This window comes from Nocardia carnea, from assembly GCF_029869215.1.
GTDB classification, from domain to species: Bacteria; Actinomycetota; Actinomycetes; order Mycobacteriales; family Mycobacteriaceae; genus Nocardia; species Nocardia carnea_B.
Genome location: NZ_JARWPM010000298.1, coordinates 1 through 11662, shown reverse-complemented (window position 1 = coordinate 11662; position 11662 = coordinate 1). Strand labels below are relative to the sequence as shown.

Here is an 11662-nt window from a genome sequence, read left to right as displayed (position 1 = left end):
GGGGTACCGATAGTCTGATTGTGTGCCGCAGACCCCGCCCGCCCGCTCGACTCCGCGCGCCTGTCCCGGCGTCGCGTCGCGGGGTGGTCGTCCGGGGTTCGTGCAAGGCCTGCCGAGCGCTTCCGCGCAGTACCGGTCGAGCGCTTACGCGCAGTGCCCGTCGAGCGCTTACGCGCAGTGCCCGTCGAGCGTCTTTGCGCAGAGGCGGCTATGAGCGTGCATCCCGAGGAGATGGAGCTGGGACCGCGGCCCGCGTCCGCGCCGGTACGTGGCGGGCCGGCCCCGGCGCCTGCCGAATCGGCGGTCCCGCTGCTGAACATCGCCAATATCCTCACGATGGCCCGGATCGCGCTGGTCCCGTTGTTCGTACTGGCTCTGTTCGCCGGCGGCGGTCACGAGACGGGGTGGCGGGTCACCGCGACCGTACTGTTCGCGCTCGCCGCCATCACCGACCGGTTCGACGGCCAGCTGGCCCGCAAGTACGGTCTGGTCACCGATTTCGGGAAACTGGCCGACCCCATCGCCGACAAGGCGCTGATCGGCTCCGCGCTGATCGGGCTCTCCGTCCTCGGCGATCTGCCCTGGTGGATGACCGCCGTCATCTGCGCCCGCGAACTCGGGGTCACCCTGCTGCGGCTGGCGGTGGTGCGGCGTGGCGTGATCCCGGCCGGGCGTGGCGGGAAACTCAAAACCCTGGTTCAGTCGCTGGCCATCGGGGTGCTGCTGCTGCCGCTGTCCGGCGGGTTCGCGACGGCGGGAATGGTGCTGATGTGGATCGCGTTGCTGCTGACAGTGGTCACCGGACTGGACTACGTCGGCCAGGCCGCCCGGCTCTGGCTGGCCGGACCGCACCGCAGCCGCCGATGACCACGGCCGACCCGCTGACCGGCGAAACCGCGGCCGCAGACCTGATCGCGGCGCTGCGGGACTGCGGCCGGACCGTCGCCACGGCCGAATCGCTGACCGCGGGGCTGGTCGCCGCCACCCTGGCCGGGGTGCCCGGTGCCAGCGCCGTGCTGCGCGGCGGGTTGGTGGTGTACGCCACCGAGCTCAAACACCGGCTCGCCGGTGTCGACGAACAGGTTCTGGCCACCGAGGGCCCGGTGGCCGCGAGTACCGCCGAACAGCTGGCGGTCGGCGCCCGCACCCGCTGCGGCGCCGACTGGGGAATCGCGCTCACCGGGGTCGCCGGACCGGACCCGCAGAACGGGATCGAGGTCGGGACCGTCTATCTCGGGCTCGCCGGGCCCGGGCATACCGAGGTGATGCGGTTGAAACTCACCGGCGACCGGTGGAATATCAGGTTCACAGCGACGCGCGCCGCGATAGAAGAACTGCTGCGGTGTGTGCGGGGCGCCCCACCCACCCGGTGAGCGATTCCGCATCCGGCCCGGGAACCCACCGGACCGGTTCCGACGTTGTGCCAGGAGAGAACCGCGTGCGTGCCGTGGGCTGCGGCATATGAGGGCGACGAGCCTACCGGGAGAAGGAGAACTCGATGACGCTGCTGCGAGAAGCGATCGGGGACAGTCTGCGGCGTGCGCGCCTCGCCCAGAGCCGGACCCTACGCGAAGTATCCACCTCGGCACGGGTGAGCCTGGGCTATCTGTCCGAGGTGGAACGGGGGCGTAAGGAGGCATCCAGTGAACTGCTGGCCGCCATCTGCGACGCCCTCGACGTCCCGCTCGCCCGGGTCCTGTGGGATGTGAGCACCACGATCGCCGGCGGCGATATGCCGGTGGGCACGGCGCCCGCCGGGGCACCGGCCGAGCCGGCCGCTGTCGAGCCCGCTACCGAAACCGCCGTCACCGAACCCGCCCCGGCCGGTGCCGGCGCCTCGATGTCGGCCGGATCCGCCCGGCCGCAGGTCGACGGCGACACCCGGATCGTCATCCCGGCACCTACGAACGGCCCGCTGGTGCTGGTCGAAGCGGCCTGAACCGGTGATAGCCGCGGTATACCCGATCGTGACAATGCGCGTAGCGCACCCGAACGGATAGATTCGTAGGAGGCGTCCGCGGGCCGCCCGTGGGCAGACGCGGCGCTTCTCGGTGGCCGGTACCGGGCGCCGCATGGTGGAGGATAGGTACTGCAGGAGTGCGTGACGGTCGCGCACTGGCGAGTCGCCCAGGCGGCACAGTAGATGGAGGCGGGATCAACCGATGGCTAATCCGTTCACGAAGGCCTGGAAGTATCTGATGGCCCTCTTCGACTCCAAGATCGAGGAGCACGCGGATCCGAAGGTCCAGATTCAGCAGGCTATCGAAGAAGCGCAACGCCAGCACCAGGCCCTGTCCCAGCAGGCCGCGTCGGTGATCGGGAACCAGCGGCAGCTGGAGATGAAACTGAACCGGCAGCTCGACGAGGTCGAAAAACTCAACGCCAATGCCCGCCAGGCGGTCTCCCTCGCCGATCAGGCCACCGCCGCCGGCGATACCGAGAAGGCCATCCAATACACCAATGCGGCGGAGGCGTTCGCCGCGCAGCTGGTCACCGCGGAACAGTCGGTCGAAGACCTCAAGGTACTGCACGATCAGTCGCTGCAGGCCGCCGCACAGGCCAAGAAGGCCGTCGAGCAGAACGCGATGCTGCTGCAGCAGAAGGTCGCCGAACGCACCAAACTGCTCAGCCAGCTCGAACAGGCCAAGATGCAGGAGCAGGTCAGCGCCTCCCTGCAGCAGATGGACAGCACCCTGTCCGCCCCCGGCAGCGTTCCCAGCCTCGACGCCGTCCGGGACAAGATCGAACGCCGCTACGCCAACGCCCTCGGCTCCGCCGAACTCGCGCAGAACAGCGTTCAGGGCCGGATGCTCGAGGTCCAGCAGGCCAGTATCCAGATGGCCGGTCACAGCCGCCTCGAGCAGATCCGGGCCTCCATGCGCGGTGACGCGCTGCCCGCCGGCAATACCAACGCCGCGATCGACCCGGGCAAATCGGCCACCGAGCCCGCCCAGCCCCAACCGCAGATGAACAAAGGCCAGACCGCTCAGCAGTAGCGGATCGAGAGTTCGGCGAGGACAGCGTATGAAGTCTGATCGACCCCGGTTCCCCACCGGGTCCCGGGACATCGACCGCTCCTGGCAGGAACTCCAACCACAGGTCGTCTCCGTCGCCGATTCGCTCCGGACAGCCGGGGAGAACGCGCTCGTCGCCGTCCGGCGCTGGGCCGATCCCCGGGAACGGGAACTGCGCCGCCGGCGGCGGGCCCGGCGCCGCAGCATCGGTCTGGGTACCGCCTCCGGTTTGACCACCGCCGGCGCGGTGGGCCTGGTGATCCTGTCCGCCCCCGCCTGGGTCGTGCTCGTCCTGGGCGGCGGGGCCGTCGCGCTGGTCACCGGCGCGGCCCTGAGCACCCGCCGCTACCTGCAGTTGCGGCGTGCGCCGCTACCGCTCGCCGGCTATGTCCCGCGCAAACTACCGCCCGCCCGTTCCGCGGCCCGCCCCGCGATGTCCCGGCTGGCCCGTGCCGAACGCTTGCTGCACGATGTGGCCGGCCAGATCGCGCGTACCCGCCGCCTCCCTGCCGACGAACTGGACGATCTGGTGGCCACCGCGGCGTCCGGCGCCGCCGCGCTGACCGCGCTCGCCGCCGATATCGCCACCATGGAAGGGGCCGTGCGCACGCTGGGCGGCGCCGAGCTCGGCGACCCCGCCGATGCACACCGTCTGACCGAAACGGTGCAGTCGATCGTGGCCCGGCTGGACACCGGTGTCGCCGAATACGAACAGGTCGTCGCCGCGGCTACCCGTGTTCTGGCGGTGGACGAAACCGGCGCGCTGCGCTACGAATTCGACGGGATCGTCGCCGATCTCCGCCGGGCCGCCGACCGGATGGACGGCTGGGCCCAGGCGCTCACCGAACTCGCCGACCGCGCCCCGGAGAGCCTGCTACCGCCGGCCCCTGGCGGAGTGTCCCGGCCCGAGCCCGCCGTGCGGCGTACGTGGCAGTAGCCCTGCTCAGGGTCATCCCTGATCTTCCCCCTATATTGCCTCTCACCTGGTGATTTCGCCTCCCCGCGCTGCCATGCTCGACAGCAGGAGCAACCGCTGGGAGGCAAAAATGTTGTGGAAGATCATCGGCGTGGTCGCCGTCGTCTGGATCGCCCTGGCGGTGATCGGCGCACTCATCAAGGGACTGTTCCCCATCCTGGTGATCAGTGCCGTGGTATTCGGGCTCTACCTGCTCTATAAGGCGATCGCGGGTTCGAGCGACAACTCCGCCACCAAAGTCTGAACTCGCCCACCCGGGCGATGGCCGGATCACCCCGGGGGACTCTCGGCCCGGCCGGGCGCATTCCGGGTGAGGCAAGGAGATCCGGCCGGTGATCGCCCGGCGGCCCGGTGCGCGCTGTCGAGCGGGCATTCGCGCCGGGCGCGCTTCCCGGGCGGATGCGGTGTGAATGACGCAGGATGGACGTATGACGAGCGTTCCCCCGCTTCCCGAGGACTGGCAGCGTGCACTGGTGATAGTCGCCCACCCCGACGATATCGAGTACGGGGTGGCGGCGGCCGTGGCCCGGTGGACCGGCCAGGGTAAAGACGTCCGATACGTTCTGGCGACCTCGGGCGAGGCCGGGATCGCGGGTGTACCGCCGGCGGAGTCGGGACCGCTGCGCGAAGCCGAGGAACGCGCCTCGGCGGCGGTGGTCGGCGTGCGGGAGGTCGAATTCCTCGGCCATCCCGACGGCCGGCTCGAAGCGAGCCTGGAGTTACGCCGGGATCTGGCGGCCGCGATCCGGCGGCACCGGCCGGAATTGGTGGTACTCGGTCATTTCGGCCCGACCTGGGCGCCGGGATTCGTCAACAGCGCCGATCACCGGGCCGTGGGACGGGCGGGGCTGGACGCGGTCTCCGATGCCGGCAACGAATGGATCTTCCCCGAAATCGCCGACCTCGCACCGTGGACCGCCCGCTGGGCTGCCGTCGCGGTTCCCAGCGGCGTCACCCACGCGGTGGACGTCACCGCCACCGTCGGTGCGGCCGAGGCGTCGCTGGCCGAACACCGGCGCTACCTCGAAGTCCTCGATCCACACCGGCCGGTGGCCGAACAGGCCCGGGCCGTGGTCACGATGACGACCGGCCCACTCCCCGGGTTCCCGGCCGCTCGGGCCGTCGGCTTCGAACTGTTCACCTTCTGAATTTTCGGCGCCCACCGGGACCTCGAACCCGATCACGGCGAGGCTACGGAACCATGGCAGGCTGAGCGGATGCGAGTAGCCGTAGTCGCCGGTCCCGATCCGGGTCATGCGTTTCCCGCTATCGCGATCTGCACGCGTTTCCTGGAAGCGGGGGACGAACCGGTGCTGTTCACCGGTCCACGGTGGTTCGGCGCCGCCCGGGAGGCCGGGATCGGGGTGCGCCGGCTGAAGGGTCTGGCGCCCCGCCCGGCCGACGACGATGCCGACGCGGGTGCGCGGATTCATCAACGGGCCGCGTATATCTCGACCGAGATCCTGCCCGAGCTCAGTGCGATGCTGCCCGAACTGGTCGTGTCCGATGTGCTCACCGCGGGCGGTGGGATGGCGGCCGAACGGCTGCGAGTGCCGTGGGTCGAGCTGTCCCCGCATCCGCTCTACCTGCCGTCGAAAGGGCTGCCGCCCATCGGCAGCGGCCTCGCACCGGGAACGGGGGTGCGCGGCCGCGTGCGCGACGCCGTACTGCGGATGTTCACCGCGCGCGCACTGCGCACCGGAACTCGCCAACGCGAACTGGCGCGCACCGGTGTGGGATTACCGGCCGCCGATCCCGGTCCGGCCGCCCGGCTGATCGCCACCCTGCCCGCGCTCGAGGTACCGCGACCGGACTGGCCCGGCAACGCGCATCTCGTCGGGCCGCTGTTCTGGGAGCCCACCGACCGGATCCTCGAACCGCCGCCCGGGGACGAACCGCTGGTGATGGTCGCTCCGTCCACCGCGCATACCGGTGTGGACGGGATGATCGATACCGTCCTGGCGGCTCTCGACGGGGCCGGAGTGCGGGTGGTGATCTCCATGCTGGACGAGCCGCCGGCCGATCTTCCCGCCTGGGCGCGGGCCGGGCTGGGCCGCCAGGACGATCTGCTGTCCCGGGCGGCGGTGGTGATCGGTGGTGGCGGTCACGGGCTGCTGGCCAAGGCCCTGTCCGCGGGCGTTCCCGTGGTCACGGTGCCGGGTGGCGGTGATCAATGGGAGCTGGCCAACCGCGCGATGCGGCAGGGAAGTTCCCTGCTCGTCCGGCCCTTGTCCGCGGACGCGATCCGCTCGGCGGTCCGCCGGATCCTGGACGAACCGGGTTTCGCCGCGGCGGCCCGCGCCGCGGCGGCGGACGCCGGGAACGTCGCGGACCCGGTGGAAATCTGTCACCGGGTGGCGGGCGGTGTCCGGACGGGCTGAGCCGGGGACGCCGGGTATCTTCGGGCACGTGCGGTTGACGGAATTCCAGGAGCTCTTGCACACCGAGTTCGGCGAGATGCGGGGTGACACTCTGCTGAACGATCACGTCATCCTCGCGCTGGACAGCCGGACGGGTGCCGCGGCCATCGAGGCGGGGGTGGATCCGCGGGAGGTCTGGCGCGCGCTGTGCGCCGAGTTCGACGTGCCCCGCTCCCGGTGGTGAACGCAGCGCACAGCAGGGTGTTCCGGGCGTGCCGGCCGGAGCTTCGCGCGGTCGCCGGCGCCACCCTCGTCCCGGGTGTACCCGAGCGGTATCCGCAGTGGTGGGCGGTCCGGGCGACGCGCGGATCCGGAGCTTGACTCGAACATCTGTTCGTCTAGGCTGAGCCCCGGAACTTGTCGGTGCCGCGCTCTACTGTGGGCGCCAACCACACCACCTACCTACCACCCGGTGAAAAGGGGAGTCACGATGGCGCCACAGCCCTATGACCGCGACAAGGCGCTGGAACTCGCGCTCGCACAGGTCGAGAAGAGTTTCGGCAAGGGGGCGGTGATGCGCCTCGGGGAGGAGGCCCGCCAGCCCGTCTCGGTCATCCCGACCGGTTCCATCGCGCTGGACGTCGCCCTGGGTATCGGCGGTCTGCCGCGCGGCCGCATCGTGGAGGTCTACGGTCCGGAATCCTCCGGTAAAACCACCGTCGCCCTGCACGCGGTCGCCAACGCGCAGGCGCTCGGCGGGGTCGCCGCCTTCATCGACGCCGAGCATGCCCTGGACCCCGATTACGCCGCCAAACTCGGTGTCGATACCGATGCCCTGCTGGTCTCCCAGCCCGATACCGGTGAACAGGCCCTGGAAATCGCCGATATGCTGGTCCGCTCCGGAGCGATCGACATCATCGTCATCGACTCGGTCGCCGCCCTGGTGCCCCGCGCCGAAATCGAAGGCGAAATGGGCGACAGCCACGTCGGCCTGCAGGCCCGCCTGATGAGCCAGGCCCTGCGCAAGATGACCAGCGCGCTGAACAATTCCGGTACCACCGCGATCTTCATCAACCAGCTCCGCGAGAAGATCGGTGTCATGTTCGGTTCTCCCGAAACCACCACGGGCGGAAAGGCATTGAAGTTCTACGCATCGGTTCGCCTGGATGTGCGGCGGATCGAAACGCTGAAGGACGGCAGCGACGCGGTGGGTAACCGGACCCGGGTCAAGGTCGTGAAGAACAAGGTGAGCCCGCCGTTCAAACAGGCCGAGTTCGACATTCTGTACGGTCACGGGATCTCCAAGGAGGGGTCACTGATCGATATGGGGGTGGAGCACGGGTTCATCCGGAAATCCGGTTCCTGGTACACCTACGAGGGTGATCAGCTCGGGCAGGGTAAGGAGAATGCCCGGAAGTTCCTGCTGGAGAACACCGATATCCGCGACGAGGTCGAGAAGAAGATCAAGGAAAAGCTCGGGATCGGCGCGGATGTGACCGCCACGGAGGAGACCCCCGCCGATTTCTGATCCGATGAATCAGCGTCCCGCGTCCGGCGGTCCGGGCCCGTCCGATCCCGTGGCGGATATTCGCCGCCGGTTGGACGAGCTCCTGGCCACCGGCGGGCGATCCACCGGCCCCGGCCGGGGAGACCGGCCGGACGAGCCCGATCCGCAGCGGACTCGGCCGGTCGGTTCCGGTGACGCCGCGCATGAATCGGAAGCCGGGGATCCGGACGGCGACCCGTCGGGTGGGTCGGTGGAACAGGCAAAAGAAGCGTGCCTGCGGCTGCTCGCGGTGCGCGCACGCAGTCGTGCCGAACTCGCGCAACGCCTGGCCGCCAAGGGCTTCGCGGCCGAGGTGGCCGAACGGGCGCTCGACCGGTTGGCCGAGGTGGGGCTGGTCGACGATGCCGAATTCGCGCGGCAGTGGGTACGGCAACGGCACGGTTTTGCGGGGAAGGGCCGGCAGGCGCTCGCCCAGGAATTGCGCCGCAAGGGGGTAGCGGCCGAGGATGCGTCCGCCGCGCTGGCGGATGTCACCGCCGACGACGAGCACGCCCGGGCCACCGAATTGGTACGCCGGAAACTACGCACGCTACCCGCGGGCCTGGACCGGGACAAAGCCATGCGGCGGCTGGTAGGGATGCTGGCGCGCCGCGGCTATGGTCACTCGGTGGCGTACACCGTGGTCAGGTCCGAATGGGAAGCCGGCTACGGAGGGTTCGACAGCGGGGATACGGATACCGAGGCGCCGGGCGGTTGATCCGCCGAGTCCACGGCGGCGTTCGGTCGGTCCGGCAAATCTCCACGACCGCCTCGAGCGAACAAGCGCGTGCAGGACGAGTTCGACGCCGATGAGGGCCACGGCGGGTGTGTCGGGGCATCGCAGGGCGGCGGCCCGTGATCGTGTACTCGATTCCGCATATCCGGCGACTCGGCCGGTGCGGGAACTCTCGGGTGGCCTCGGAATGCCGGGGCTTTGCCCTTGTGAACTGGTGAAAATCGGGTGCAACCGGGAGAATTCGGTGATGCTGTCTGTGCTCGAACGGTTCAACCGGCGGCACCCCTGGAGCCACAATGACCATTACGGCCGGTGGGTCGTGCGTCGGGTGGTTGCGTCGGGAGCCCGGGACGCACTCGATATCGGGTGCGGTACGGGCAATCTCATCGCGTTGCTGCGTGGCCGGGTCGCCGAGGTCACCGGGCTCGAACCGGATACCGCGACCGCTCGCGCGGCGGCGGAGCGGTTCGTCGGTGACCCTACGGTGCGTATCGTGCACGCCGATTTCGCCGCCCGCGACCCACACCGGCGCTGGGACGCCGTCACCCTCGTCGCCGTCCTGCACCACCTGCCCCTGGTGCCGGTTCTGCGCGAGTTGCGCGGCTGCCTGGCCCCGGGCGGACGACTCGTGATCGTCGGCTGCTACCGCGAAGCCGGCCCCGCCGATGCGCTCGCCGCCGTACCTGCCGTTGTCGCCAATCCGATCATGGGGATGATCAAGCATCCGGCGCGCGCCACCGGACTACCTGCCCATATGCGCGCACCGACCGCTGACCCACAGGAGACCCTGGGCGAAATCCGGGCCGCCGCCCGGAGGGTGCTCCCCGGCGCCCGCCTCCGGCGTCGGCTGTTCTGGCGTTACACGTTGGTCTACGACGCTCCCAGCGCGTGACGAGGTGGCCTTCGCGAAGCACCGCAGAGGTCGAGATAGATTGTGCCGTGCCGCCATACCACCGGCGCCGACCGTCCCGCACCGGGCATCTCGGGTAGTCCCTGCGCCGAAGAGTTCCGTTGAGAAGCGGTTCCGCGCGGAGACCCGGTCGGGCAAGTGCTGGGCGATATATCGCCGCCAGTGGGGCGAAATGCCGGAAACCTGCCGAATACGATCGGGGACATACGGCCGCCCGCCTTCGCCCGCCGCCGAGACTTCGCGAAAGTCGAGAGCGGCATCGCCGCAGGCTGCCCGCCGCGGCGACTATCGCGGCAGCAGCAGGTACCGGTTTTCGATGACCGGTCGGCCTGCGCCTCGTCGTGCCCTGACGGCGTGTACGCGGCCCCTGGTATTCGCGCCGGGCGAACCGCGAAGTATGCAGGTACGGCACACTCCGGGCCGCCCGGCGGCGGGGTCGGCTACTTGGTGATATCGACCCCGGGTGCGGCGTCGGTGATCACCGAATCGGCGGCGACCACCGCGCCGCCGCGTTTGCGGCGACCCGAGCGCAGCCGCTTCTCCAGCCGGGTGGCGATCGTGGAGAGCAGCACATTCAGCACGATCATGATGATCGCGACCACGATGAGGGCCGGAATCGTATTCTGTTCCGCCGCGCCGAGCTGCTGGGCGCTGCGGACGACCTCCTCGTAGGTGATCACGTAGCCGAGCGCGGAATCCTTCAGCGCGACCACCATCTGGGAGACCAGCGCGGGCAGCATCGCGGTGATCGCCTGCGGGAGCAGGATCAGTCGCATCAGCTGGCCTTTGCGCAGCCCCAGCGCGACACCCGCCTCCGTCTGCCCCTTGGGCAGGGACAGGATCCCGGCGCGCACGATCTCGGCGATCACCGATCCGTTGTAGATGGTCAGCGCGGTGACCACGGCGCCCAGTGCCAGGTACTCGGAATCGAAGACGTCGTATTCGGAGTACAGGGCGAACAGGAAGATCATCAGGATCAGCACCGGGATGGCGCGGGCGATTTCGACGATCGTGCCCGCGGTCCAGCGCAGCCACCGGTGATCGGAGAGCCGGGCGATACCGAAGATCATGCCGAGGACGAGCGCGAATACGATCGACAGCACCGCGGCGACCACGGTGCCCTCCAGGCCCGGCAGGATGTAGGTCGTCCATACCGCGCCGTCGAGGAACGGCTCCCATTTATCGGCCGTGAACTGGCCCTGATCGGCGAAACCGCGGTAGACGAACCAGCCCGCGGCGAGGACTGCCGCCAGCACTACCAGCGAATAAACAATATTGCGGACGCGGGCGATAGGGCCCGGCGCGTCGTAGAGAACGGATGCCTTGGCACTCACCGGGCCACCTCGAATCGTTTGGCCAGATGCCCGAACAGCAGGCCGGCCGGCAGCGTCAGGATCACGAAACCGAGGGTGAAGATGAAGCCGATGGTCAGCAGCGCCGCCTCCGTTTCGATCATGTTCTTCATCAGGAAGGATGCCTCGGCCACGCTGATCGCCGAGGCGACGGTCGTGTTCTTGGTCAGCGCGATGAACACGCTGCCCAGCGGGGCGATCACGGAGCGGAAAGCTTGCGGCAGCACGATGATCCGCAGATTCTGCAGGAAGCTCAGGCCCAGTGAGCGCCCGGCTTCGGACTGCCCCAGTGGCACGGTGTTGATTCCGGCGCGCAGCGATTCGCAGACGAAGGCCGCCGTGTATACGCTCAGGCCGATCACGGCCCACCGGAAGTTGTTGTCGGCCAGTGAAGTGGGGCCTTCGGAGGCCAGGTTCATCCCGAGCGTGGAGTACAGGCCCAGTGAGCAGAACACCAGGATGAGGGTCAGCGGGGTGTTGCGGAATACGGTTACGTACGCGGTACCGACCCAGCGGGCCACCGGAACCGGCGAGACCCGCATCCCGGCCACGAGGGTGCCCAGCACCAGCGAACCGACCGCGGACAGCACGGTCAGTTTTATGGTCATCCAGAATGCGTCGAGCAGCTGGGAGTCGTATTCCGAGATCAAATCGAACACGGTGGTTGCGCGCCTCCGATCGGCAGGTCGGGCCGGGATCGGGGGGGGGGGGGGGGGGGGGGGGGGGGGGGCCCCCGGCGGGGGGGGGGGGTTGGTGGAGGGCGGGCGG

The 11662-nt window shown here is 69.3% G+C and carries 14 protein-coding genes; 12 read left to right on the top strand and 2 right to left on the bottom strand.

What is annotated here, in order from left to right:
- Nucleotides 1–210: 210 nt before the first annotated feature.
- From pgsA to QH276_RS21145, 12 genes are all read left to right on the top strand, one after another.
- A complete protein-coding gene (pgsA, locus tag QH276_RS21200) occupies nucleotides 211–867 on the top strand; it encodes a CDP-diacylglycerol--glycerol-3-phosphate 3-phosphatidyltransferase (protein WP_280398921.1) in 657 nt (218 codons plus the stop codon).
- Nucleotides 864–1373 (top strand): CinA family protein, encoded by a 510-nt coding sequence (locus QH276_RS21195; RefSeq protein ID WP_280398920.1) that lies wholly within the window; start codon nucleotides 864–866, stop codon nucleotides 1371–1373. The genes pgsA and QH276_RS21195 overlap by 4 nt, the downstream gene beginning before the upstream one ends.
- A 125-nt stretch (nucleotides 1374–1498) precedes the next feature.
- Entirely contained in the window at nucleotides 1499–1939 is a 441-nt protein-coding gene (locus tag QH276_RS21190) for a helix-turn-helix domain-containing protein (RefSeq protein ID WP_280398919.1), read from the top strand.
- A 223-nt stretch (nucleotides 1940–2162) separates the two neighbouring features.
- Nucleotides 2163–2996, top strand: coding sequence for a phage shock protein PspA (pspA, locus tag QH276_RS21185; protein ID WP_280398918.1), 834 nt, complete (start codon nucleotides 2163–2165; stop codon nucleotides 2994–2996).
- 28 nt (nucleotides 2997–3024) lie between these two features.
- Nucleotides 3025–3951: a phage shock envelope stress response protein PspM gene (pspM, locus tag QH276_RS21180; RefSeq protein ID WP_280398917.1), complete on the top strand. Its 927-nt coding sequence runs from the start codon at nucleotides 3025–3027 to the stop codon at nucleotides 3949–3951.
- A gap of 49 nt (nucleotides 3952–4000) precedes the next feature.
- The gene (locus QH276_RS21175; RefSeq protein WP_280398929.1) at nucleotides 4001–4234 is read left to right on the top strand and encodes a hypothetical protein; all 234 of its coding nucleotides are present in this window, start codon (nucleotides 4001–4003) and stop codon (nucleotides 4232–4234) included.
- Nucleotides 4235–4418: 184 nt separating this feature from the next.
- On the top strand, nucleotides 4419–5138 hold the full coding sequence (locus QH276_RS21170; RefSeq protein WP_280398916.1) for a PIG-L deacetylase family protein: 720 nt from the start codon (nucleotides 4419–4421) through the stop codon (nucleotides 5136–5138).
- 69 nt (nucleotides 5139–5207) lie between these two features.
- Nucleotides 5208–6371, top strand: a complete 1164-nt coding sequence (locus QH276_RS21165; protein ID WP_280398915.1) for a glycosyltransferase — start codon at nucleotides 5208–5210, stop codon at nucleotides 6369–6371.
- 28 nt (nucleotides 6372–6399) lie between these two features.
- A complete protein-coding gene (locus tag QH276_RS21160; RefSeq protein WP_280398914.1) occupies nucleotides 6400–6594 on the top strand; it encodes a DUF3046 domain-containing protein in 195 nt (64 codons plus the stop codon).
- Nucleotides 6595–6840: 246 nt separating this feature from the next.
- Nucleotides 6841–7878 carry a recombinase RecA gene (gene recA / locus QH276_RS21155; protein WP_280398913.1) on the top strand — a complete coding sequence of 346 codons (1038 nt, stop codon included), beginning with the start codon at nucleotides 6841–6843 and terminating at the stop codon, nucleotides 7876–7878.
- Between the two features lie 82 nt (nucleotides 7879–7960).
- Nucleotides 7961–8614: a recombination regulator RecX gene (recX, locus tag QH276_RS21150; protein WP_432278623.1), complete on the top strand. Its 654-nt coding sequence runs from the start codon at nucleotides 7961–7963 to the stop codon at nucleotides 8612–8614.
- 265 nt (nucleotides 8615–8879) lie between these two features.
- Nucleotides 8880–9524 carry a class I SAM-dependent methyltransferase gene (locus QH276_RS21145; RefSeq protein WP_280398911.1) on the top strand — a complete coding sequence of 215 codons (645 nt, stop codon included), beginning with the start codon at nucleotides 8880–8882 and terminating at the stop codon, nucleotides 9522–9524.
- A 458-nt stretch (nucleotides 9525–9982) separates the two neighbouring features.
- On the opposite strand, the gene QH276_RS21140 is transcribed toward QH276_RS21145, so the two are convergent.
- A complete protein-coding gene (locus QH276_RS21140; protein WP_280398169.1) occupies nucleotides 9983–10876 on the bottom strand; it encodes an amino acid ABC transporter permease in 894 nt (297 codons plus the stop codon).
- Complete coding sequence (locus QH276_RS21135; RefSeq protein ID WP_280406868.1) at nucleotides 10873–11553, bottom strand: amino acid ABC transporter permease; 681 nt, start codon at nucleotides 11551–11553, stop codon at nucleotides 10873–10875. Before QH276_RS21135 ends, QH276_RS21140 begins: the two co-directional genes overlap by 4 nt.
- Between the last annotated feature and the right edge of the window lie 109 nt (nucleotides 11554–11662).